Origin of the sequence: Sediminibacterium sp. C3, assembly GCF_000508085.1 — a bacterium.
In the GTDB taxonomy this organism is placed as follows: Bacteria; Bacteroidota; Bacteroidia; order Chitinophagales; family Chitinophagaceae; genus Sediminibacterium.
Genome location: NZ_KI669560.1, coordinates 2824302 through 2848681 on the forward strand (window position 1 = coordinate 2824302; position 24380 = coordinate 2848681).

29 protein-coding genes are annotated in these 24380 nt (G+C 38.1%); 4 read left to right on the forward strand and 25 right to left on the reverse strand.

Annotation, left to right across the window (positions count from 1 at the left end):
- Position 1: 1 nt before the first annotated feature.
- The 7 genes from F777_RS0113205 to F777_RS0113230 form a co-directional block, all read right to left on the reverse strand.
- A complete protein-coding gene (locus tag F777_RS0113205) occupies positions 2–742 on the reverse strand; it encodes an ABC transporter ATP-binding protein (RefSeq protein ID WP_026752457.1) in 741 nt (246 codons plus the stop codon).
- Positions 735–1655 carry an ABC transporter ATP-binding protein gene (locus F777_RS0113210; RefSeq protein ID WP_026752458.1) on the reverse strand — a complete coding sequence of 307 codons (921 nt, stop codon included), beginning with the start codon at positions 1653–1655 and terminating at the stop codon, positions 735–737. Before F777_RS0113210 ends, F777_RS0113205 begins: the two co-directional genes overlap by 8 nt.
- Positions 1636–2565, reverse strand: a complete 930-nt coding sequence (locus F777_RS0113215; protein WP_026752459.1) for an HlyD family secretion protein — start codon at positions 2563–2565, stop codon at positions 1636–1638. Before F777_RS0113215 ends, F777_RS0113210 begins: the two co-directional genes overlap by 20 nt.
- Position 2566: 1 nt before the next feature.
- Entirely contained in the window at positions 2567–2863 is a 297-nt protein-coding gene (locus F777_RS17435; RefSeq protein WP_161631520.1) for a TolC family protein, read from the reverse strand.
- 14 nt (positions 2864–2877) lie between these two features.
- Positions 2878–3855 carry a TolC family protein gene (locus F777_RS16780; protein ID WP_051408615.1) on the reverse strand — a complete coding sequence of 326 codons (978 nt, stop codon included), beginning with the start codon at positions 3853–3855 and terminating at the stop codon, positions 2878–2880.
- Positions 3836–4444, reverse strand: coding sequence for a TetR/AcrR family transcriptional regulator (locus F777_RS0113225; protein WP_026752460.1), 609 nt, complete (start codon positions 4442–4444; stop codon positions 3836–3838). Before F777_RS0113225 ends, F777_RS16780 begins: the two co-directional genes overlap by 20 nt.
- A gap of 68 nt (positions 4445–4512) precedes the next feature.
- Entirely contained in the window at positions 4513–4980 is a 468-nt protein-coding gene (locus F777_RS0113230; RefSeq protein WP_026752461.1) for a hypothetical protein, read from the reverse strand.
- A 32-nt stretch (positions 4981–5012) separates the two neighbouring features.
- Here F777_RS0113230 and F777_RS0113235 point away from each other — a divergent pair, with 32 nt between their 5' ends.
- Complete coding sequence (locus tag F777_RS0113235; protein ID WP_037369501.1) at positions 5013–6287, forward strand: hypothetical protein; 1275 nt, start codon at positions 5013–5015, stop codon at positions 6285–6287.
- 15 nt (positions 6288–6302) lie between these two features.
- Here the strand turns inward: F777_RS0113235 and F777_RS16785 are convergent, their stop codons facing one another.
- Positions 6303–7937, reverse strand: coding sequence for a M1 family metallopeptidase (locus F777_RS16785; protein ID WP_037369503.1), 1635 nt, complete (start codon positions 7935–7937; stop codon positions 6303–6305).
- A 62-nt stretch (positions 7938–7999) separates the two neighbouring features.
- On the opposite strand from F777_RS16785, the gene F777_RS0113245 reads away from it, so the two are divergent.
- Positions 8000–8908, forward strand: coding sequence for an alpha/beta hydrolase (locus F777_RS0113245; protein WP_026752463.1), 909 nt, complete (start codon positions 8000–8002; stop codon positions 8906–8908).
- Here the strand turns inward: F777_RS0113245 and F777_RS0113250 are convergent.
- The 4 genes from F777_RS0113250 to F777_RS0113265 all read right to left on the reverse strand — a co-directional run bounded on the left by F777_RS0113250 (position 8903) and on the right by F777_RS0113265 (position 11190).
- Positions 8903–9259 carry an iron chaperone gene (locus F777_RS0113250; RefSeq protein ID WP_026752464.1) on the reverse strand — a complete coding sequence of 119 codons (357 nt, stop codon included), beginning with the start codon at positions 9257–9259 and terminating at the stop codon, positions 8903–8905. The genes F777_RS0113245 and F777_RS0113250 overlap by 6 nt on opposite strands.
- Before the next feature lie 10 nt (positions 9260–9269).
- On the reverse strand, positions 9270–10319 hold the full coding sequence (gene bla, locus F777_RS17680; protein ID WP_071790326.1) for a BlaB/IND/MUS family subclass B1 metallo-beta-lactamase: 1050 nt from the start codon (positions 10317–10319) through the stop codon (positions 9270–9272).
- A gap of 22 nt (positions 10320–10341) precedes the next feature.
- The gene (locus F777_RS0113260) at positions 10342–10539 is read right to left on the reverse strand and encodes a YqaE/Pmp3 family membrane protein (RefSeq protein WP_026752465.1); all 198 of its coding nucleotides are present in this window, start codon (positions 10537–10539) and stop codon (positions 10342–10344) included.
- A gap of 81 nt (positions 10540–10620) precedes the next feature.
- Positions 10621–11190, reverse strand: a complete 570-nt coding sequence (locus F777_RS0113265) for a DUF6252 domain-containing protein (protein WP_152530924.1) — start codon at positions 11188–11190, stop codon at positions 10621–10623.
- 88 nt (positions 11191–11278) lie between these two features.
- On the opposite strand from F777_RS0113265, the gene F777_RS0113270 reads away from it, so the two are divergent.
- Positions 11279–11875 carry a DUF6498-containing protein gene (locus tag F777_RS0113270; RefSeq protein ID WP_026752467.1) on the forward strand — a complete coding sequence of 199 codons (597 nt, stop codon included), beginning with the start codon at positions 11279–11281 and terminating at the stop codon, positions 11873–11875.
- Here F777_RS0113270 and F777_RS0113275 read toward each other — a convergent pair.
- The 10 genes from F777_RS0113275 to F777_RS0113325 form a co-directional block, all read right to left on the reverse strand.
- Complete coding sequence (locus tag F777_RS0113275) at positions 11872–12531, reverse strand: response regulator transcription factor (RefSeq protein WP_026752468.1); 660 nt, start codon at positions 12529–12531, stop codon at positions 11872–11874. The genes F777_RS0113270 and F777_RS0113275 overlap by 4 nt on opposite strands.
- Positions 12522–13901 carry a sensor histidine kinase gene (locus F777_RS0113280; RefSeq protein ID WP_026752469.1) on the reverse strand — a complete coding sequence of 460 codons (1380 nt, stop codon included), beginning with the start codon at positions 13899–13901 and terminating at the stop codon, positions 12522–12524. The genes F777_RS0113275 and F777_RS0113280 overlap by 10 nt, the downstream gene beginning before the upstream one ends.
- Positions 13902–13921: 20 nt before the next feature.
- Positions 13922–15883 carry a type I pullulanase gene (gene pulA, locus F777_RS0113285; protein ID WP_037369505.1) on the reverse strand — a complete coding sequence of 654 codons (1962 nt, stop codon included), beginning with the start codon at positions 15881–15883 and terminating at the stop codon, positions 13922–13924.
- A 278-nt stretch (positions 15884–16161) separates the two neighbouring features.
- Positions 16162–16515 (reverse strand): hypothetical protein, encoded by a 354-nt coding sequence (locus tag F777_RS0113295; protein ID WP_026752472.1) that lies wholly within the window; start codon positions 16513–16515, stop codon positions 16162–16164.
- A 171-nt stretch (positions 16516–16686) separates the two neighbouring features.
- Positions 16687–16905 carry a DUF1572 family protein gene (locus F777_RS0113300; RefSeq protein WP_026752473.1) on the reverse strand — a complete coding sequence of 73 codons (219 nt, stop codon included), beginning with the start codon at positions 16903–16905 and terminating at the stop codon, positions 16687–16689.
- A gap of 23 nt (positions 16906–16928) precedes the next feature.
- Positions 16929–17732 (reverse strand): SDR family NAD(P)-dependent oxidoreductase, encoded by an 804-nt coding sequence (locus F777_RS0113305; protein ID WP_026752474.1) that lies wholly within the window; start codon positions 17730–17732, stop codon positions 16929–16931.
- A 14-nt stretch (positions 17733–17746) separates the two neighbouring features.
- The gene (locus F777_RS0113310; protein ID WP_026752475.1) at positions 17747–18631 is read right to left on the reverse strand and encodes a pirin family protein; all 885 of its coding nucleotides are present in this window, start codon (positions 18629–18631) and stop codon (positions 17747–17749) included.
- 2 nt (positions 18632–18633) lie between these two features.
- On the reverse strand, positions 18634–19077 hold the full coding sequence (locus tag F777_RS0113315; protein ID WP_026752476.1) for a VOC family protein: 444 nt from the start codon (positions 19075–19077) through the stop codon (positions 18634–18636).
- A 28-nt stretch (positions 19078–19105) separates the two neighbouring features.
- Complete coding sequence (locus F777_RS16795) at positions 19106–19492, reverse strand: SRPBCC domain-containing protein (protein ID WP_201767612.1); 387 nt, start codon at positions 19490–19492, stop codon at positions 19106–19108.
- A gap of 142 nt (positions 19493–19634) precedes the next feature.
- Positions 19635–20879, reverse strand: coding sequence for an NAD(P)/FAD-dependent oxidoreductase (locus tag F777_RS0113325; RefSeq protein WP_026752477.1), 1245 nt, complete (start codon positions 20877–20879; stop codon positions 19635–19637).
- Between the two features lie 72 nt (positions 20880–20951).
- On the opposite strand from F777_RS0113325, the gene F777_RS0113330 reads away from it, so the two are divergent.
- The gene (locus F777_RS0113330; RefSeq protein WP_026752478.1) at positions 20952–21329 is read left to right on the forward strand and encodes a hypothetical protein; all 378 of its coding nucleotides are present in this window, start codon (positions 20952–20954) and stop codon (positions 21327–21329) included.
- 24 nt (positions 21330–21353) lie between these two features.
- Here F777_RS0113330 and F777_RS0113335 read toward each other — a convergent pair whose 3' ends face one another.
- The 3 genes from F777_RS0113335 to F777_RS0113345 all read right to left on the reverse strand — a co-directional run bounded on the left by F777_RS0113335 (position 21354) and on the right by F777_RS0113345 (position 24365).
- Entirely contained in the window at positions 21354–21596 is a 243-nt protein-coding gene (locus F777_RS0113335; RefSeq protein WP_026752479.1) for a hypothetical protein, read from the reverse strand.
- Between the two features lie 24 nt (positions 21597–21620).
- On the reverse strand, positions 21621–22958 hold the full coding sequence (locus tag F777_RS0113340; RefSeq protein ID WP_026752480.1) for a metal-dependent hydrolase family protein: 1338 nt from the start codon (positions 22956–22958) through the stop codon (positions 21621–21623).
- Between the two features lie 87 nt (positions 22959–23045).
- Complete coding sequence (locus F777_RS0113345) at positions 23046–24365, reverse strand: hypothetical protein (RefSeq protein WP_026752481.1); 1320 nt, start codon at positions 24363–24365, stop codon at positions 23046–23048.
- Between the last annotated feature and the right edge of the window lie 15 nt (positions 24366–24380).

Consider the following 24380-nt stretch of genomic DNA (forward strand, 5'->3'; position numbering starts at 1 on the left):
ATTATTCGCTTCGTTTTGCTTTTCTGGCCAATTGAATAAATACTTCATCCATTGATTCAGCCAAAAATTTTTGTTTCAAGCGGGAAGGTGTATCCATCGCTTCAATTTTACCATCTACCATGATGGAAACCCTATTACAATATTCAGCTTCATCCATATAGTGTGTGGTTACAAAGACGGTGATTCCTTTATCGGCTGCTTCATAAATTAAATTCCAGAACTCTCTTCTGGTAATTGGATCAACCCCACCAGTAGGCTCATCCAAAAAAACAATTTGCGGATCGTGAAAAATGGCAACTGAAAAAGCCAGCTTTTGTTTCCATCCCAGTGGCAACTGACCTACCAAAACATTGGCCTCTTTTTCCAGATTGAGCTGATGCAATAAATGTTGTGTTTTTTCAGCAATCTGTTTGGGTTGTATGCCATAAATACCTGCATAAAATCGAATATTCTCCTTTACCGTTAAATCCTCATACAGAGAAAACTTCTGACTCATATATCCGATACTGCGCTTAATGGATTCATTTTGCGTATAAACATCATAGCCTGCCACTTTTGCAATCCCTGAAGTTGGCAACGATAACCCACAAAGCATTTTCATGGCGGTTGTTTTGCCAGCACCATTGGCTCCCAGAAAACCGAAAATTTCGCCTTGAGCAACGTCAAAACTAATTTGATCAACGGCTTTGAAATCACCAAATTGCTTAGATAGGTTTTCTACCAGAATGGCGGATTTAGTCATGACTGCGCATTAAATAAATAAACAAATCTTCAATATTGGGTTCTATTCTTTGCATATGAACACCATCAGGCAAACAAACTTTCTGATTCTTGTCTTTAAGTACCATATGGTGCACTTCACCGAATGGATAAATATCTGCCACAGCAGGATCTTCGCTCATAACTTTCAATAAAGACAACATCTGATCAGATTTAAGAGCGTACAAGGGTTTATCAAATCTATTTACAATATTGCCCGGAGTATCAATATGAAGAATTTTTCCCTGCTGAATTAATGCAACCTGATCACATAAGCTGGCTTCGTCCATATAGGGAGTTGAAACAAGAATCGTGATGCCTTCTTCTTTGAGTCGCTGTAACATTTCCCAAAACTCTTTGCGAGATACCGCGTCCACACCTGTTGTGGGTTCATCTAAAAATAAAATAGAAGGTCTATGAATCAATGCACAGCATAATGCCAGTTTCTGTTTCATCCCACCAGAAAGTTGACCTGCCCTTCTATTTTTAAAAGGAGCAATTTGCTCATATATGTCTTTGATTAAATCGTAATTGGCTTCAATAGTTGTATCAAACAAGCTGGCAAAAAAGAGTAGGTTCTCTTCAACTGTTAAATCAGTATAAAGCGAAAATTTACCTGGCATATAGCCCATTTGTTTTCTTAACACTTTAAAATCGTCCACTACATTCAAGCCATTAATATATAATATTCCGGCATCGGGTAAAAGCAAGGTAGTTAGTATTCGAAACAAAGTGGTTTTACCTGCACCGTCTGGGCCAATCAAACCAAAAAGTGTTCCTGAAGGAATTTCAAAATTGATATCATTCAATGCAAGTACGGGCTGCTTGTTTACCAGATATGATTTAGAGACGCCTTCAACTTTAACAGCAAGTGAATCAGAATTTAACTTCTCCATACATCCCTATTTTAAGATACCCGTCATTTTTAACCTGCACTTTGATAGCATATACCAGATTGGCTCTTTCGTCTTTGGTCTGGATGGTTTTTGGTGTAAACTCTGCCTTATTGGCTATTGCAATAATTCTACCATCATAAGACTTATACGATTCTTTATCCTGATCCACATATACTTTTACCATTTGCCCAATCTTCAAAGCAGACAATTGATCACCAGTTACATAAACCCGTAAAATCATCGTGTTAATATCTGCAATTTTATAAAGTGGCTTTCCGGCCCCCACTACCTCTCCTGCTTCTGCATACGTATTCAAGACTACTCCATTAAGGGGATTGAGAACAGTTGATTTTTTAAGCTGGTCTTCTACACCATCAATACGCTTTTCCAATGGTTCCACCTCACTAAGAATAGAGCGATTTTGCGTTCCGATACTGGTTTGTTGAACCTTAATCAATTGTTGTGTAACAGACATCTGCTTTTCAAGCGATTCAATCTGAAAAACAAGATCATCCATTTGCTTACGCGTAGCTGCATCGCTTTTCAATAATTCCTGAATACGGTTCTTTTCAAATTGTAAATTCTTTAACTGAACCGATTGTACTTCATATTGCTTTTTATATAATTCAATCTGTGGATTAACGTCTAAGGTTTTCTCATTGAGTGCTTTTACAGAGGCCTGTAACTGGGCTTTTTGTAATACCAGCGCCATAGAATCCAGTAAGGCAACTGGCTGATTCTGCTGTAAACTATCTCCCTCCTGAACAGAGAAGGATAATAATTTACCCGGTATTTCTGCAGACACCATCACTTCTTCTGTTTCAAATACCCCCTGAGCATCAAAGTCTCCATTTTTATTTGAACAAGCCGCTAAAAGAATTCCAAAGAATCCCACCATGTATTTTTTCATGCTAATTGCTTTTACCTTTTAATAATTGATATTGTAATTTGGATTGTACCACTTGTACTTGATGTTGCACAAGTAATTGACGTGCCTGGTCTAATTCATTCAACTCTTTTAAATAATCATTCGCCGTAATTACCCCATTATTGAGTTGTACCAGGCTGGTTTGTTTAATTTGCTCTCTCAGCTCAATCAATTCCTGATCAGACTGAATTAATTTCGTTAGCTTTTCAATTTCATCCAGCTGTTGTTGTAATTGAATCTGGTTGTTTAATGCATAAACTTCCTTCTCATTTTCAATCATCTGGGCTTGATTTTTTAGAATGGTTTTTCTTTTTTTGCTGTATAAAAGCTCCCGAGAGACCATTGCAGTCTTATACCGCCGATACCAAATAAGGCAAAATCATTTTTAAGCATGTTCAAACCAGGTCTGCCATAGCCGGTTTGAAGAAAAGCTCCCAATTTAGGCTGCGTCTTTGCATCTATCATAGATTGCTGCGCCAAAATATTGTTTTTCTGGGCATCATACCATTTAAACTCTGGTCTTTCCGTAACTTTAATCACTTTTGTTTGCACCAAGGTATCTGGTGTTTCGAATACCGCTCCAGTTTCAAAGTTTTTATTGATCAAAATAGCCAGACCATCCATAATATTTTTCTTAGCTGCCTGGGCTTCCGTTAGTTTTTGCTGATTCTTTAAAAGCTGGGCCTTTATCTGCAAAACATTGTTTTTGAATACCAGTCCATTTTTATGCAAAGCCTCTACTTTATTAAGTGCATTATTTAAATCCTGATTGATATAAACAATCTGACCAATAACAGCATCGGTATACAAGATGCCGCAATACAATTGAGTCACTCTTTCCTTTACTTTATATAGATCAACTTCATTTTTAATCAATGCCATGGCATTTCCAGTTTGCACTACCTGATTCATTGACTTCTGTACACCACCGTCATAAATATTTTGTTGAATATCTACAGTTGCCCTGTATTGGTCTTTAGAGAGCAGCGAAGGCGTAAATCCAGGAATTGGAACTGAAATACTGGTTACATCAGATTGATAAGTAGCCTGACCATTAAGCGTTATCTGTGGATACAAAGCTTTTCTAATGTTCTCAACAGAGAGTTGTGCTGTTTGATTAAGCAAGGCAGACTGCTTTATCAAAGGGTAATTTTGCATTGCCAAAGACTCAATCATGGGCAATGTATAAGTCTGCGCAGTAAGAGAAAATGATCCGCAGAGTCCAAGTAAAAAATAAAAAATCGCATAGTAATTATTTTTTGATAGAATCAATAATAAATTTTGGAACAAACTGGACCCGCTCCTGCATCAACTGAGTGAATTCCCTTTTAGATGTTTTGGTACTCATTATAAAAATGGGCTTAAATAATGCAGGAAAAACACACAAACTAATGATGTTCAATATTAATTGTCGGGGATCAACTGGCTTTATCATACCCGCCGCAACTTCCTTTTGTATTTGTTTTGCCAGTGCAGGAAAATCTGGCAACTCCCCATTAAACATTTTTTGAATCATTTGCTCGGGCTGCTTATTCACTTCACTCAGCACAAACACAGGAACATATGGATGCTGAATAATCATTTGTATATATGCAGAACAAATTTTTTCAATTTTTTCAAAAAGTGAGTTTTGGTCTGCAATGATTGTTTTGAGCACCGGAGTAAATTGTTGTACCGCAGCCGTAAAAACCTGTTCAAAGAGCTTGTCTTTATTGCGGAAATAATAATGAAGTAAAGCCTTATTAATACCAGCTTCATCTGCTATTTCCTGCATGGTTGTACCATCTTTTCCTTTTATTGAAAAGAGTTTTTCTGCAGCATTTAAAATGATTGTTTCTGTATTTATTTCAGATATAACCATATAGTTTAACCATTTGGTTAACAAAGTTAATAGAAAATTTATCTAGCAGATACTTTTTTCAAAAAAAACTATGATTTTACTTCAAATGCAAGCTGACGGCCAGCTAATTTAGCCTTGTTATCCAAGCTGGAACCAACGCCAATTCCAACAGCAATGCCAATTGGCAGGCCAATTCCAAGCATACCCATATTACCCATAGATAAACCAAAAGCTACTCCGATAGGCAAACCAAAAGTAGACATACCCATTATCATCCAAAGTTTTCTGTAATGGTTTACAGGAACAATCTTTTCTTCTTTTTCAAGCAATTTCAGAATCGCGGTTTGTGCTTTTTTGATAGACTGTAGCAAACTGTCGCTATTAGAATCAGAGATAGCATTTACTGCTGTTATTTCCTTAGAAATGTCAGCTGCAGTGTTATCTGCAATAGCATGTTGCTCAATGGCTCCTAAAAGGCTTTCCAGTTGTTGAAAGCTTTTTTGTAATTTAATGGAGCCGGAAATCGTAGGCCTGGGTTCTAATTTCACAAGGTTCATATGATAAATATAAAATATTTCAACTTGTACTTATGCATCTATTATTTGCAATAACACTATGGGCGGGCATGATTGATACCGCGCCAAAACCGAAATTCAAACTCATACCCGCCCCCAAAGTAATATTCAATTCCTTTGTGGATTGCAATATGGCGGAAGTATGGGTAGGTGATACTTTCCGGATATTTCCCGGCAAATACGGAGAAGACCCGCTTTGGGGCTATGCGAAAGATTTAAAATATTCAGATGGCCCGAATGCGAATGTGGTTTTCCAAAATCCTGCTGAGAAATTTATCAATCCCAAAATGCCACCCAATGTTCCGATTGGCAAAAAAGGATTGCATGGCGCTGTTTGGTTCGAGACGGTTTATCAAGACAAAAAAGATGCTACTGGAAAAACCTTGTATGCATTGTATCACAATGAAAACTATCCCATCACATTGCCCTATAATCCTAAGACCAAAGAAGGTTATACAAACAGTAAACTTTGGCCGCAGGGATTAACAGGGCCGGAAAGTCCGGCAGCAGTCTGCAGAATCGGAATCATGAAATCGTTGGATGGTGGAAAATCATGGGAAAACAAAGGCATTATTCTAGAGGATCTGGACTCAAGAATGATTTTAAAACCGCACAATACTTCCAACACATTTGCCGGAGGGGTAGGCGACCCTTCCGCTGTTGCCAGTGGCGAATACCTCTATGTGTTTTACGGAGAGTATGGATATCCCGGCGTGTATAATCCCTCCACATACAACCCTTCAGTGGAAGCAGCAGGACAATGCATCAGCATAGCAAGAATTGCTTTAAAAGATTTAGACAATCCGGTAGGCAAAGCCAAACGCTGGGATGGCAAAGGATTCACGATTGCACATAATAGTTTTGGGAAGCCTGTACCATCTTTACAAATACCGTTGTCTGAAAAGGGGGGTCCAGCTTCCTCCCCAACAGGTGGATTTCACTGGGGACCTTCTGTTAGCTGGAACACTTATTTAAATTGCTGGGTTATGCTGATGGGAAGAGTGGAAGGCAAATCCTGGATTGGCGACAAAATTTACATTTCCTTCAATCCAAATAAAGACCTGGGTATTGGCAACAATAGTCAGCAATGGACTAAGCCTGAATTGTTATTTCAGAAACCTGGATATATTCTATGGTATCCTTCTTTACAACCACTCGATACAGAAGAAGACATCAGAGAAAAAAACACTTCTACTCGTCTGGGAAAACGCTCCAGATTTTTTGTAAAAAGAATTAAACCGGAAGACGACTCCTATGCATCAGAGCATATTATTGAATTTGAAAAATAGAAGTTGACGGTAAGACTATTGTTTATCATTTACGATACCCAATAAACGATTGTTAGGATCAACCACCAACTTTTCAACCGGCGTCTTTATATCAAATTCGAAAGTCTGTTGTTGTTTGTTGAATGTTACTTTCAGTATGTTGGCTTTTGCATTATCTTTTGTGTAATAAGCAATCTCTAAAGGAAGGTCAAAAATGATATCGCCCGATTGGGTTTGACTCAATACAACTTTCAATTTCTTTTGATTGGCATCATACTGCCAGCCAGCCTGAATAACAGGGTTTGTGGGCTGATACAACCATTGCTTAAAAAAGGGTTCCAGATTTTTACCAGATGCTTTTTCCATTTCAATTCTAAAAAGTTGGGTTGTTGCATTTGCGTTGTAATACTTTTTATAATAAGACTGAATTCCTTTTTGAAAAGCGGCGTCACCTATCAGCATCCTTAGCATATGCAAGATCCAGGCTCCTTTCTGATAGGTTAAATTATTGGTTACGGGTTCTTTTTCGGCAGTTCTGTCCGCCACAATACTATATTTAGGCCATTTGGGTGATATATCCAATACCGTCTTCTTTGCCTTCTGTAATCCTTTCTGAAATTCGTCCTTACCATAAGCATGTTCAATAAAAAGTAAAGTAAAATACGTTGCAAAACCTTCACTTAACCAGGCATCGTCCCAGGTGGTTTCAGTTACCGCATTACCAAACCACTGATGGGCAATTTCGTGTATTACCACATTTCTGGTTCGTTCATCCCGTTTCCCATTCACCAAATCCTCTCCGTAAAAAATGGCAGATGAGGTTTCCATTCCACCATTCACACTGGGAGTTTGAATATTAGCCAGCTTTTCATAGGCAAAAGGTCCCACGTATTTTGTATAAAACTCAAGCACTTGTTTGGTAGGTTCGGCAAAATCATAAAAACCTGCTTCTCTGTTTTTTGAATAGACCCAGGTTTGAATAGACTTACCTTCGAACTGATCCACATATTGAACTGCAAATTCTGCCACTCCCAACACAAATAACCAGCTGGAAACTGGCACCGATTGTTTCCAGTGCGTTAATCTTTTATTGTTTCCTAAATCGGATTCTTCGAGCAACAAACCATTGGACACTACTTTATATTTAGCAGGTGCAGTAACAATAAATTCAGAAGTGGCTTTATCATAAGGATGATCAATAGTGGGCAACCAGTGCCGGGTTCTGTTGGGCCAGTTTTCATTAAAGAAACTACGGTCACCAAATTTAGTGGCACCTATTCTGAATCCGTCGAAAGGAACTCCATGGTACTGAATAGTAAAAACCAATTCATCGCCTTTTGATGTTGGCTTGGCAAGCTGAATGTTAAGTTCATCATTAAGGTGATTGAACTGCAGTGCATTATTGCCAATATAGATAGCATCCACTTTCATTCCCTTGTCTTGTCGCTGAGCGGTTGCGTTAGCAAGGTCCAAACGGAATTGTGCAATACCTTCTTTATCAAAACGAACTTTCACTTGCGTCTTACCCTTTATTTCATTGGTACTGTCCGATAAAATCAGCTCAAATGAATAATGAAGTACATCGATATTTTTATTAATGGGATAATGATCGGCCCAAAGACAGAATGGAATAAACAATAGTAAAAGGGATGTGCAAATTGGCTTTCTCATTTTGTGCGTTTGATACCCAGTAATTTACTGATTATATTTAACTTCAGTTGAATATTAAACAGATGAAACAAGCATTTACGATACTATTTTCATTCTTTATGACAAGTACCTGGGCACAAAATGAAATACCATTATACAAAGGGAAAATACCCAAATCAAAAGAATGCAGTCTGGAAAATAAAACACAGATAAATCAATGGGGACAGGAAGTGTACACAAAAGTTAACAACCCTACCCTTACCATTTATAAAGCCCCTGAATTGAATACCAACCAAACTGCGGTTTTAATTTTACCGGGAGGTGGATATACTATTTTAGCAGCCAATCACGAAGGTCATGATGTGGCCAAAGCTTTCAATTCAATCGGGGTTACCGCTTTCGTGTTAAAATACAGATTGCCCAACGACACCTGCATGTTTAATAAAGAGTGGGTGCCATTTATTGATGCACAAGCTGCCATGAAATGGATCCGAGACCATGCCACAGAATATGGAATCCATCCCGATAAAATTGGAATTATTGGATTTTCTGCAGGCGGTCATCTGGCCAGTACTTTGGCCACCCAATATCAACTCAACCTGAATGACCAGGGATCACGCACCACCGCCAGACCTAATTTCGCCATCCTGGGTTACCCCGTTATCAGCATGGAGGACGGCATTGGTCATGAGGGTTCCAGAATTAAACTACTAGGAAAAGAGGCTACTAAGGCAAGCAGGGATCAATTCTCTTCGCATCTGCAGGTAAGCAGGTTTAGCCCTCCTACTTTTCTTTTTCATGCCAAGGACGATACAACCGTTCCCGTAGAAAACAGTTTACAAATGAAAGCTGCATTGGATGCCCAGAAAATTCCTGCTGAATTATTACTGATGGATAAAGGCGGACATGGTTTTGGACTATATAACAAAGAAGAAGCTACCGACTGGTTTAAAGTGTTACAAGTATGGATGAAAGCACAGGGTGTTTTATAATATTTCATTTGCTCTGAACAGCACCATCTCTGTAATCAATGAAAGAGGAAGTGGCTGATCTAAGGGAAACTGAACGGCACCTTTTGACGTTTTATAGGAAGCCAGTTCTTTGGCAAAATGCAGAATGGGGTTGGGAGTTGGATAAAAGCCAATATGATTTTTATTCACCGCATAATAAGCCAGCGGCTTTTTTAATTTAAAGGCAGGCATACCATAACTGATTCCTTCAGTAGCCTGAGGAGCCGCTTTTTGAATTGCCATTCTGAGTTGCTGCAATTTTTTCTGAATGGCCGCATCAAAACATTGATGGTATTCATCAATGGTATGGTATTGTAATTGGCGTTTATTCATTCTTGTAAAGTTATTTAACCCAATAGTCTACAACCGTTACTTTATCTAAAATATTCGGCAATAATTTTGTGAACGCCTGATGTATAGGATGAATTAAATACGCATCTCTGTCTTTCTCACTGGAGAATGTCAACAAAAAGCAATGCGTTAAACCCTGATTCAGATTTTCCGGACTATTGTTTACCCCCCATTCAAACTTTTTAATCAAATTAATTTGCCCGGGTAAAGCCTCAAATGCCCTGATGGCCGCCGCAACGGAATCCTTATTGGAATTTGCTTTCCATCCAAATAAAACCACATGACGCAATGCTTTTTCTACATTCAGTTCCTTCGCCATCCTGATAGAATTGCTTAAAGAATTAATATCCCGCCAGTCACTATGGGTAGTAATGATAAAATTAGGATTGGGATATTTCTTTTGAACTTTAAGAAGTGTATTTGCATATTCCTGTGTATTCCCGTCCCCGAGAAATCCCAGGTTATCATCCTTCGCCCCTTTGATTAAACAGCCTCCCAGTAAAATCCTTTCTTTGGGAAACCAGATAACTATATTATCCTGTGTATGCCCTTCGCCGGGATAATAAAGTTCGAATTTGTATTGATCAATGGTAAAACTGGTGTCTTTCTGCATTAGAAATTCTGCTCTTTTAGCATTGTTCTTTTTACTCAACAAATCAGTAAGTGCAGTTGTGTAGGTTGCAATACCAGCTTTGCGATAATATTCCAATCCAGCTGTTTTATCGCTATGCCAATGGGTAGCCAATGCCATCAATACTTTCTTTTGATGTCTTTTATAAATACTATCGAGCAAGGGCTGAAACTGAGTAGTATCCCAGGGCGTATCAAATAGCACTACTCCTTTTTTGGTAACCAGGTAAACACCGTTTGCCCTTACTTTACTATCCTGATAAGTATTGTAAGTTGTGTACACGTAAAAATCACCCTTCAGCTGTTCAATATGCAGCTTTTGATTAGACTGTGCGTTTGACGAAAAGGACTGACCCGCTAAAAAAAGAATCAAAGCAAAGCAGCTTATCAGCTTTTGGTTAATGAAAAACATGTATTTAATTTTAATAATCGTACTATTTAGACTTCATTGCTTTAATCAATTTCTCATTACGTTTATCCGCTCTGGCATTCTGCAAAGAGATAACAGCCCAGATTGCCGCAGGTATCCATCCTATTAAAGTAATCTGAAGAATAAAACAGATAAAGGCTGTAAATATCCTCCCTCTCAGAAAAAAGGAAAGCGCGGGAAAGAAAATAGCAATGAGTGTCATAAACAGTATTCTTCCATTGTTAATGGATTGAATATACCGATAATTAACAAATCAACACACCCCTTTGCGAATCATTTAATATTATTTTATATCTAATTCAAACACACCATCTGTTATTTTTCTTATGCTCGTTGCATTGAAGGTCCCATCTGACTTTTTCAGAACTGCATCAAAATAGAAACTCCCTTTAATTTTAGTGCCTGTATTAGACTCAATAATGATTTTACCATTCTTTACATGATCCCAACTGGTAAACCATTGATCATAACCATTGCCATTCCATTTATTGTATTCGGCACTTGCCAGGTATTCCTTATTGGAAACATGTACAGGATCAAAATCATAAGTACCCGGTTTCCAATCTGCCGCAGTAAGAACTTTACCACTAAAGGGCATTAATGTCAATACAATTGTCTCTTTCCTGTCGGCAGGCTGGCCAACAACCTGTAACATCTTGGTAGAACTAATATACTTTACCATTGTATATTCTAATGCCGCTTTTGGAAATGCCTGGTTATCAATTTTAGCTGAAAACGGACTGGTTTCTGCATTGATATTGTTGGACGTGCCACTGTTGCTTTTTGTACATGCACCTAAAAAAATAAAAAAGCCAAAAGAAATCAGGCAAGCTTTTAGATAATTGTATTTCATTTGTAAACATTTAATATTCTGGCAAAATACCTTCATTAAAAAACGTCGGACAATGGGCTGTTCAGCCCATTTTTCATAAGACTGAAAATTGTATTTTGCAACTATCAAAAAGTCAACCTTTTCCCTTTATTCGGCAGTCAATTTTTTCTTTGCTGTCTTATTGCCCGGCTATAGTTTATTAATAGGCGACAGTACCATATTTTACCTGATTTACCTGTATTGGTGGCAAGAGCTATTAGCATCGGCCATTGAAGGGATTTATTATGCAAAAAACCGGCAAGCCTATCCGGAAATTTCAACCAATCCGTTTTGGGCCAGACTTTTTTTGTTATTCGTGTACTTTGTATTCATCGTTATATTTTTTGGCTTGGTCAGTGATTGGGGGAGCAATCTGCGCATCAAAAAAAATCTTGAAATCTTTTTGTTCAAAGATGTTTTTTTCATGATAAACCTGGTAGGATTGGTAATGAATGACTGGTTACACAAAAAGTCTGCCACCCAAAAACTTATCATCAGCAACGATCCGTTCAAGGGGAGAATGATGGTGATGCATATCTCCATTATATTAGGGGGTGCCACCTTATTTATTGGCAATACAGCCTGGGCTGGATTTCCATTCCTATTGATTAAAGCCTATATGGATTTCAAACAGCAAAACAGGGAAATTAAAGCCAATATCCTTTAAATCCATCCCTTGTTTTTGGCCTTCGACAATAACTCGGTCCGGTTTTGAGCCTGCAATTTTCTATAAATATTTTCAATATGTCTTTTAACCGTAAAAGAAGAGATATACAAAATTTCAGCAATCTGCTTGTTCGTAAGCCCGGTACTTAAATTCTCTAAAATTTCTTTTTCCCTCAAAGAAAGCACATCTTCTTGCGGTTTCAACTGATTTGCGGGCACCGCATTGTTGTATTCTTTAAGTACCCGCAAGGCTTTTGCTGCAATAGAAGGCGACATGACTGCTCCCCCGTTCATGGTATCAATAATTGTTTCGTAAACCTTATCAGCCTTGGTCTCTTTTAGAATATAACTATCTGCTCCTGCTTTAATGGCATTGAAAATAGAATCATCATCATCGTAAATGGTAATCATCACAATCTTAATATGGGGATACTCTTTTTTTATCAGTCGTGTTGCTTCAATTCCATTCATGACTGGCATTTGAATGTCCATCAATATCATATTAACAGAAGCATCTGACTGAAGCAGCTGAAGCATTTCTAAACCATTAGCAGCAACGAATTGAATACCAATATCAGGGAAATCATTCAGTTTCTCCTTTAAAGCTCTTTGAGCCGACATATTATCTTCTACAATAGCTAATTTAATTATTTCCATGCTACCTGTATTTGAAAGGAAGTCCCCTCCCCTTTATTAGAAATCATTGTATAAGTACCATTCAAATTTTGAATTCTCTGTTTTACACCTGCAATACCATAGGATTCATTCCCTTCGGAACCATCATCAAAACCCTTTCCATTGTCTTTTACCAATAGGTCCATACATTTGTCATTGCACACAATATCAATCCAGATATCAGTAGCTTCTGCATATTTTATTGCATTATTAGTTAGTTCCTGTATTACCCGGAAAACATTAACGGCAATATTAGAATCAATCACTTCGTTGTTGTTGTAACGGCAATCAAAATGAAAACGGATCAAGTCTTTAGCTTCCCCGGCTGCGTTTATAAAATTCAATACCTTATTTCTGAAATCAGACAGTTGAATTTCATCCGTATGAAGCATCCACAGTGCGTTCCTGAGTTCCAATAATGCATTGTCTGTATACTCAGAAAGCGAATCTATCCTTATCTTTTTGTCCTCCTCCAAACCAGAAGCAGATGCTTTAAGCTGATCGGAAACAGAAGAAATTAAAGTGAGGTGTGCGCCAAGACTATCGTGCAGATCTCTGGCAATGGAAAGTCGCTGCTCTTGCATCGTTTTTTGAATCCCGATTCTAGACAACACAAACTGGTGTTCAAATTCCTTGTACATCATGGCACTCCTAACCGCTACCAATCCATAAACAAAAATCATGAACACAGGCATCACAATTAAATCCAAGGAAATTTGAGAAATATCAAAAAAGCTATGGGATATAATCAGGATCAATAAAAAAAGCAATACATTAATAAATATTAAAGCAACAAATTCTTTTGCCCAGGCTTTTTTAATCCGGGTTTGATGATAAAAAGGGTCGCCGGAATCTAACTGAAGTTTGCTGGCAAACAACCAGGCTTTTGTACAATAAATCAATGTGTTGATTAAGGTAAAAAGGTTGATTATATTAAAAACCAGAAAATTCCCCTGATTAATCTGCTTAATCACAACAGCATTATCGTACGCACCTGAAAAAACATAATAAATACCAAATAAAAAGGATAACAAGGAAGGAATCTGACTCAGGTATATCCCTTTTGTTACGTTATATCCCAATAAGTTTTTTACATAATAGTATACAAGGGGAGCAAACAAATGAGGTATAAAAAAAGTAAAAAAGATAACTGGAACCAGTTTTTCATTTTCCGGATAAAAAATAAACAGATTAATAAAAAAAGTGGCAATAACTGAAAAGAATATCATGAAGTAAGCCAATCTTACTTTAAACACTTCTCTTTTATTCAACAGCGTAGGTAATGCCAGTAAAAACAAGATAATGGCTGCTGAAATATTAAGATAATAAACAAAGGGATCCTGGTAATGCATCTTGTAAAATACAAATAGTTTTATTGAAAAAAGATTACGGCAGAACTGCCATCCAGTAACAGTTGATTTCCTTTCAGGGAAGACATATTGCGCATTGAGGCAATTTTCCACTCACCTGCAGGCAGTTCAATTGTTTTGGCAGTTAAATTCCCATTGTAACCCACCCAGATTTTTTTCCAGCTATCCCCCACGGCTGCACCGTTCATTGTATAGCCAATAACCCCTTCAGGCAAATATTCCTGAAATACCAGGTGCTGTGCAATTTGCTGAGCAGAAGTCATTCTGAATGCAGGATGCGCTTTTCTCAATTGAATCAAAGACTGAATGTATTGATAGCTTGCGTAGTTCCTGGTCTTAAGATTCCAGTTAATGGCATTAATACTATCTCCGCTATTAAATGAATTCTCAACCCCATATTTGGTTCTTAAAAACTCGGAACCTGCCGTTAAAAAAGGAGTACCCTGTGCAGTCAATACTATCGCATAGGCCAATTCGTGCATTTTTACCCTTTGTTGTGCTGTTGCTTCTTTATAAGAAAGGGCTATTTTATCCCATAGAATATGATTGTCGTGGCAATCAGCATAATTTATTAATCCTGCAGGACCAGAAGTATAGGGTCCTTTGGAATAATTCACCAGACTGTAATTGATTTGCGGATGCTGACCAGCAGCTACTACCCCGAATTTTACAGATTCTGTATTGGTTAATTTTCCCGTTGCAAAACCCCGGTCGTCAATATTAAATACACTGCCTTTGATACCATCTCGCATATCGTCGCTAAAAACTGCTACGCCATTCAGCCTGGCTGCATTTTGCTTCAAGGCTTTTAAACTGTCGGGCAGTGGCGATCCCCCCGCTGTCCAACCTTCTCCATATAAAACAATAGAAGGTTTTAACTTTCTTAAGGTATCTGCAATCAGATTCATAGTTTCAATATCGTGAATACCCATAAGGTCAAATCGAAAACCATCCACATGGTATTCCTTTACCCAATACAATACACTTTCAAGCATAAATTTTCGAAACATGGCTCTATCACTGGCTGTTTCATTGCCACAGGCACTGGCATCCGAAAAACTTCCGTCGGGTCGTTTGCGGTAATAATAGTCAGGAACAAAGACATTAAAATTGGATTGTTGGGTTAAAGCCGTATGATTGTACACTACATCCATAATAACCCTTAGTCCATTCTGGTGAATCGTTTGAATGGTATGCTTTAATTCTTTAATACGTTGCTTACCATCCGAAGCACTGGTACCATAAGAACCTTCCGGAATATTATAATTAACGGGATCATATCCCCAGTTGTATTGGTTGTTCTTTGTTTCGTCAACACTGTTGTAATCATAAAAGGGCAACAAATGAATATGGGTTACGCCCAATTCTTTAATATGTGAAAGTCCGGTTGATAAACCTGCAGCATTTTTTGTTCCGGTTTCTGCCAGCCCCAGAAACTTGCCTTTGTTTTTGATGCCACTATTCGGATGAATGCTGGCATCTCGCACATGTAATTCATAAATAATGGCATCGGTCTGTGCATTTTTAGCAGAGAACCGGGGGGATTGATCCTTTGCCCAACCTACCGGGTTGGTTTCTTTTAAATTAACCACCTGTGCACGCAATCCATTGGTACCACAGGCTTTGGCATAGGGATCAAGGACTTCTGCACTCCAGACTCCATTCATGTTTACCTGAAAAGTATAATAATGGTCTTTGATGTTTTCGGCGACGGTGATTTGCCAAACGCCGTTCAATTTTTTTTCCAGTGCTGCTGTGCGATAAGAGTTGCCGCCTGAATCCGATTTATAAAAATTGATTCGGACCGCTGAAGCAGTTGGAGCCCAAATCTTAAAAGTAGAAGCCTTAGGGGTATAAGTCAAGCCTAAGTCGTTACCGCCATAAACAGGATAATTGGCAGTTGGGTACTGTGCCACTATTCGCGTAGCTATAATCAGTAGAAAGAAAAGCAAATGGTTTTTCATAAACGAAATTGAATAGATCAACTTTGACCCGATTGTTTGGTTTTACGGTAATTAGAAAAATTACCGTAGGTATAAATGATTGAGAAAAGCAATAACCATCCACGCATTAAAATATTCTGGTTATCATTTTTTTGATATGCATACACAATGCCAACAACAAAAGTTATTACTAAGATGCAGCCTAAGATAATTCCAATCAGAGGTTTGCGGGTATTGGTATTTGAGTTCATACTGAGTTATTTGGCTGTATTTGTACAAATGAAACTTTAAAATAGGCATTATTCATAAAAAATATTCGATTTAGGTGCAGCTTTCACTCTTGGTTTAGCTTGAATGGTTTTAGTGGCAGTCTCAATAAAAGCCAGCAAATCAGACGGATTGATTCCATTCACTTTATGGTAGGTTTTACAGTACTCGTCTATTTCAACCGTTATGGTTTTATGGCCGAATTGAAATTGCACGACTGTCATTAATATGGGGATACCCGGACATTCATCTTTTATTACAAGATGATTCGGCAAACTGGTATCTGACAAGTAGCGGGTTAAATTAAGCATCTCCCACTTTTCATTTATATTCTGAATTTCAGATTTAGTTAGTTCAAACTGAATCTGCTGTTTTGTATTGTTCATAAAAAAAACCGTGTAGGTTTTATTACCAAGATCATAATTTTAACTATCAGCATATTGAATGCTGATTAATGGGATTTTATTACTGGAATCCTGAGCATGAACATCAGGATAAAATAACAGACTAATCAGAATAACTATACGAGTATATATCATGCTCTAAATGCTATTGTTTTAAATCTTATTCTTTTTCCTGGGAATTGACAAAGACTCCCAATTAGCATCACATAGCATATTGCCAACCACATGCCACACAATCGTGGCAATGGAATTGCTTTCTTCATTGTACTTCCAATTCAATTGTTCATCGGAGAGTCTATCAAAAATTTTCTCCGTTAATTGTTTGTAATATTCAAACTGATGTTTGGCGCTATGAATAAAATCGTCATGCATGATAAATGACTTTTGAATTGAAATTATACTGCATCGGGCTTGGGTCCTTTAGCCAGTATTTTCCTTGTTAAACCAGGGAACCAGCGTTGCAAACCAACAATAATTCTGCCATGGGTTGTGAAAACATAATTGCGCTTTCGCTTCAGAATAGCCCATACCATTACTTTGGCGGCTTTATTGGTTGGCCACATTAAATTAGAGGGACGCGGATCGGGCCGATCCGGATGCCAGACGCCTTCATTGTCAACACGTGCAATTTCAGATACTACGAACCCCGGATGTAAAACAGTACAACTCACCCCTGTTCCCATTAATTCCAATTGCAGAGTAAGACCAATAGAATTTACCGCTGCTTTAGACGCACCGTAAGCACCTATATGAGGATTGGGAAGAAACGCTCCTACGCTACCCACCAATCCGATTCTACCTTGTGTTTTCTTTAAATGAGGTAGTGCATATTTAACTGTTAAAGCCAATCCCGTAACATTCCCTTGTAATTGCCTGCTCCAATCGGCTGCAGTTAATTGTTCAATACTTCCAAATACACCAAAGCCCGCATTAGCAACTGCAATATCCATTCTGCCCCATTGTTCTATAATAGATGCAACAGCTTCTTCAATTGATTTTTCATCCATAATATCTACCGGAACTACGAGGGCTTCTCCGCCCTTTTGACGAATTTCCTGAGCAACGGCTTCCAGCAATTCTTTGCGTCTTGCAGATAAAACCACTTTAAATCCTTGTGCTACCCATTCAAATGCCATTGCTTTACCTATACCAGAAGATGCTCCGGTAATCCAGACTACTTTGTTTTGGGAATTAGTCATAATGATGACAATTTTTACTTTTTAGGTAAGGTTGGATAGGGTACAAATTCGGTTTCATCACCCTTTACTTTTTCAAATAACTGATCTTTCCATTTTTGTTTTGCTTCAGCTATCAGTTCCCGGCTGGTTGCAACAAAGTTCCAGTCGATGAATCTTTCTTCAGGAAAAGGCTCTCCTCCAAAAATATAAATAGTGCTATTGGCTTCTATTGTAAAAGTGCATAATTGACTGTCCTTCGTAACTAGCATTTGCCTGGGCCCATAGATATTGCCATCACTTTCAATAGCCCCTTCCAGTATATACAAACCAGACTCTCCATATAAATGTTTGCCAATGATCAGCTCCTGTTTTTGTGAGCTTTTAATTTCGATCATATACATTGGACTGTATACAGGCACCCCCGATTTTCTATTAAAAGCTTCACCAGCTATTAGCTTATACTGAATACCATCCGTTTCCCAACAGGGAATTCCGCTTTCAGGAATATGATAAAACGATGGTTCCATTTGCTCCAGCTCTTTAGGAAGCGCTACCCAGATTTGCAAGCCATGCATATTCTTTTCAGAATGCCTTATATAGGCTGGGGTTCGCTCACTGTGCACGATTCCTCTACCTGCTGTCATCCAGTTAACCGCACCAGGCTTTATTTCAACCTCCGTGCCAATTGAATCACGGTGCATGATGCTGCCTTCAAATAAGAATGTAAGCGTAGAAAGTCCAATATGTGGATGAGGTAATACATCAAAATTATTACGCTCATTTAATTTTACAGGGCCCATATGGTCAATGTAAATAAAGGGGCCAACCATTCGCTTCTGACGAAAGGGAAGCAATCTGCCTACCAGGAATTTACCTATATCAGCTGCTCGTTCTTCTATGATTAAATTGATGTTGGACATAGTTATAAAGAATTGCCTTTGTAACGGGGATCAAAATCCACCATCCACTCAATTCCAAATTTATCCCTGAACATACCAAAGTAAGAACCCCAGGGGCTATCCCCAATGGGCATTTCAATTTGTCCACCAGTGGAAAGGCTATTAAACAAGTGATCTGCTTCTTCCTTTGATTCGGCCCCAATAGAAATTTTACTTCTGGTTTCGTTTAAATTGTGAACGCCCAATGCTTCCGGGGTATCACTTCCCATTAAAATATTGTTCTTACCAACAGGTAGTGCAATATGCATAATTTTGTTAGCTTCAGTTTCTTTGGCTATGCTTCCTTCAAATTCCATATCCTTGAAGCGCATAACCATTGCAAACTCACCTCCAAAAGCGGAACGGTAAAACTCAAAAGCTTCTTCTGCATTTCCATTAAAATGGATGTAAGGGTTTATTTGTGCCATGATATTGTTGTTTGTTCATGAGGGAGGGTTATTCAATTATTTCTTTCAACTTCGCTAATGCCTTTGGATAATGATTGTTGAAATAATCCAGGTATTCATCAATAACGTCAATATCAACCGTTACTGTGGTAACACTTTCTATTTCATGAAAGGAATAATTTTCATGGCCGCCAGCCCACTTTTCAACCAGCTCGCCAGATGTCACTTCTTTATCACCGTCTATAAATCCATAGTGTCGTATAGAAACAAATTCCGCCGGAAGGTGTTCCCTGATTTCCGAAACCATCCCACCTCGCTTTCCGTTTTCATCAACCCCTACAAAATAAATCTTACTTCCCTTTTCCCAGTTACCTTCAAAAGTAGAAGTTGGATTAAAAACAGAGGTCCATCCCTGATAGGTGGAAATATCTTTCAAGCCCAGCATCGTTTCGTACACTTTTTGTGCAGGTGCATGGATTTGTTATTTGAATTGTAGTTTTTGCATGGCAAAGTGGGGTATTGAACTTAAATGTACAATTCAAATGGGAGAATGTCAATACATAATACAGGAGCGGCTTCTATTTATTGGGTTTCAGAATAAGCCTGAGTGAACTGTTTTTGGTCAGGTATGACCAGGCCCAGTTAATAAAGATAATTAGTTTGTTCCTAACCGTTAGAATTAACATCAAATGCAGAAACATCCAAACCAGCCATGCCATATATCCTTTGAATTGAATGAATGGCAAATCTACCACTGCTTTGTTTCGGCCAATGGTAGCCATGGCACCTAAATCTTTGTATTCATATTCAATTAAAGGCCTATTCTGGTATTCGTTTCTAAGATTCCGGCTCAACAATTTTGCCTGATTGATGGCAACATTTGCTACCTGAGGGTGCCCCTTGGGATAATTGGGAGTAGTCATTAAGGATATATCACCAATTGCATAAATATTAGTGTATCCGAGTATTTTATTTTGTCTGTTTACCTGTATTCTGGAATTGGCAATCCATACTTTTTCATCTAGCCCTTCAATATAATTTCCTTTGATGCCCGCCGCCCAGATTAATGTTGATGCGGGAATAATCTTCCCATTAGACAGCGTTACCATTGTTCCATCATATGATTTTACAAAAGTTTCTGTTATCAATTGAACACCCAATTGAGTTAAATATTCACCAGATGCCTCACTGGCTTTGGTGCTCATAGCGCCCAAAGTTCTGTTACTTCCTTCAATTAAATAAATACTGAATTTAGAAAAGTCAATACCCGGATAGTCTTTCGGCAAGACGAATTTTTTTATTTCAGCGAAAGCGCCGGCCAACTCTACACCAGTTGGCCCTGCACCTACGATGACCAGATTGAGCAAGGCTTTCCTACTCTCTGCATCTGCGCTAAGAATGCTTTCAAATACTGTTATGATATGATTTCTAATAGCAATGGCATCATAAGTAGACTTGAGCGTAAACGCATTTTGTTCAATAGAAGTATTGTTGAAAAAATTGGTAGTGCACCCTGTAGCAATCACCAGATAATCATAATGAAAGTCGCCAATTGTTGTAGCAATTTTATTATCTTCAGGATACAGCTTAGTTACTTCCGCCAACCTTATCTGAATGTTTGAATTACCCTTGAATACGAAGCGCAAGGGAAAGGAAATGCTGGAGGGTTCAATTTGCGAAGTAGCTACCTGATAAAATAAGGGCTGAAACTGGTGATGATTCAGCTTGTCAATTAAGGTAATATCAAAATACTTTTTATCTACCTTTTTGGCAAGTTCTAGTCCGGCAAAACCAGCACCTAATATGATGAGTTTCTTTTTCAAGCAAGGAAAAGATAATCATTTATTTTATAAACGTTAACCACAACCTGTTTTTATTATCAAATCCATTTACCCATGAGAAATCAATTCCGTTTTTTAGCTGTAACTATTGGGTTTACTCTATTGACTATTTCTCTTCAGGCACAGAACAAAGAACCCAACTTGAAATTTGGCAAGTATGGATGTACAGCCACCAAATACATTAATGGATTTTACCAGTACTCACCCAAGGGGTCTTTTATTATAAATAAAAATGGCAGTTACACGTATTTAGGATTTGAAAAACCTAGTACCGGCAAATTCACTGTTGATGAAAAAGGGAATCTTCAATTTAAGGGTGGTTATTTTGATGGCGGCAAAGCAGAAAAAATTGACACATCTAACCGATTCTTTTTAGTTTTCCCTTCAAATCCTGACAATCGTTGGACTTGTTCCTATACGGATAAGCCTTAAAAAAGATATTCCTATTAAATAAAGCTATTTTTTGATTTTCCGGTATTGAGTAATACTATAATAAATACTCCCACCCGTTGCCAGAATTGCTATGGCAATACTCCCTTTAAAACCAAAAGCCTTTGCAAAAAGTATTAGCAGGTCTTGTTTTCCAGGCTGTGTGCTGGATGGACCAATAGCTATTCCCTGCTCAATATCATGAGCATAAACAACCAATAAGGCAGAAAAAATAATAATTGCCAGAATGTATAAAATAGGCTTCCACATCAAGCTAAACTGTAAGTGATATTACTAATTCAAAATATTTTTATACACCACCCCGTCTTTCATGATCAGCATAAAATTTGCATCCGGGTTCTCGACCAACTTAATATTTTCTAATGGGCTGCCATTCACTAAAATTAAATCAGCATAAGCTCCCACTGAAATTTCACCCAACTTGCCTTTTTGATACGGGTCTCTTTTACCACTCATTCTTAACAATTCTGCATTGGAAGAGGTTGCCATTTTCAAAATTTCATACGGTGTGTACCAACGAGTTAATGCAGAAAGTTTCGAACCTTGCTTTGTTGCCTCTTTGGCATCAAATAAAATATCCGTCCCCCATGCGGTTTTAATATTATACTTTTTAGCAAATGTATAAGCAATCTCCGTTCCCTGACGCATTTCATCTTGTTTCAAGCGATTAGGGCTCCCTTCAGGAAATCTGGATTCTCCGTTATCGATAAAAGGCTGTAAGCTCCACCAGATTCCTTTTTCTGCCATTAATTTTGCCGTTTCTTCATCAGCCAATTGACCGTGATCAATGCACTTTACTCCCGCTTTTATTGCAGTCTTAATAGCATCAGGTGTATAAGCGTGAACTGTTACATAAGTTCCCCAATTTTCAGCGGCAGATACCGCTGCTTTAAATTCAGCTTCTGTATACTGTGTAACATCCAAAGGATCATAATTGGAAGACACTCCTCCGCCTGCCATCAATTTAATTTGTGTTGCACCCTGACGTAATTGCTCTCTTGTACGCATCAAAACATTATCGGCCCCATCTGCAACTGCCACCATCCCATTTCTTTCCGGATAGGAAAGCTCTCCTATTTTACGTGGCACATCGGTTGGCAAACCAAAATCTCCGTGGCCACCTGTCTGTGAAATAAATGCACCACTTGAATAAACTCTTGGACCAGAAGCTAACCCCATATCAATCGCTTTGGCCAAGGTCAAAGATCCACCTCCTAAATCTCTTACGGTAGTGAATCCTCTTAATAACTGCTTCTCTGCGGCTTTAGCCGCTATTAAATTAAGCATTGCAAAATCGCTCATCATCGCCTGCATTTGCGGAATGCTTTCAAATAATAAATGGACATGTGCATCAATCATGCCAGGCATAAGAAATTTACCCTTTCCGTCAATTATCTGGGTGAACCCACTTCGGTCAGTTACAATCCCTTCGGTAGAAATCTTTGTAATAATATTATTCTCAATCAATACATTTCCTTTGATGGTCTTGGCATCCTTTCCGTTGAAAATTTCAACATTATTAATAAGAATTTTGGTTGGTTTGGAACTTTGCGCAACTATTATGTTGCTGAATAAAAGTAATAATGCTAAAACGGATTGGAATAATCTCATATCTCAAAAAAATTGATTTGGAATGGCTAGTAAAATAATAAAAAATATTAATTTATTAACTTTTTGTTGAACCCGCTTAACGCAAATTTACTTTTGCTTTAAAATGGAAAGTTGTTGCACTTGAGTACCTGCTTTCCTTCCTTGTACGGCTAGATATATAATACCTGACAGGTATTTGATTTTAATCACTTCTCCGAACTTTAGAAAATTATCACTCCCCACCAGGGTTTGACTACCATTAGAAATTTTATAAATAGAAATGCCTTGTTTATTAGCCCCATTGTTGGCATATCCTGTATAATACATGTTTCCATGCTCATCAAAGGCAATATCACTATCCGTTTCACTACCATACAAAAGACTGGCTCCATCCAATACTTTCCGGAGTTCTTTAGTCTGGAAATTGTATACAAACGAAAAGTATTTTTTTGTGTCTGGATGATACACAAAAAGTCCCATTTGCTTACCGTCTTTGCTGTAATGACGATATGTTTTCGCAGTACCGGTAAAACTGGGATAATATGGAATATAGGGAACGGAAGCGACCACTGTAGCAGGGGTTTCTTTAAAGACAGGTACGGGCAAATCGGTAGGAACATATTCTGCAACAATCAAATTATTGTCTCTGGTAGTAGCAAACAAAGTACTCTTTCCTCGTTCTGCTTCCGTAAACAAGGGACGAATATTATTGCCATTGTTAAACATATATGAACCAATAGTATTAAAGCCCCCCCAGAGCAAGTTTAACCCCGATAAGAGATAAGGATTAGGATTGGGGTTTAAACCAACAAATGAATAAACCATATTGGGATAAAGATAAATACTCAGATTGCGATACCCCATCTCCATAAAATACCCTTCAAACTCTCCCAGATGACCTTGACCAACTACACCTCCAAGTCCGTTATATCCGGCATCTCCAGACACATGCAGATAGGTACTCCCTCTAGGGCCAGCATAGGTCATCAGTGCCATTATATATTGGTTGGTATAGGGCCGAAAAGCGTGTACCTGTAATTGCTGACGCATATCACCACTTCCAGACACAAAATTTTTAAAATCAGGAAATTGTTTGGCACCTTTTGGCAAGGGAATCACTTTTTTACTATTAAGATCAACAGTATTTCGATAAAAACTCTCATAGCCATTTACACCCCCAATGGCATTTTGAATGTATACAAAATGAAACAGGTGATCGTTTTCTATAGTCATATCACTCATCCCATATTTTCCGAATGTCTGCATTAACATAGTGGTGTCCCATATATGTTCGAAAGCAGCATTGGCCTGTAAAACATTAATTGGTTCATAAGGATTTGAGGGATTACCGGTGTTATTGGTTTCTTTTTTGCAAGAGGTTGTTGCAAGCAGCGTAAACAATAAAATGGCCGCAATTATTTGTTTCATTTACTAATCTTAACG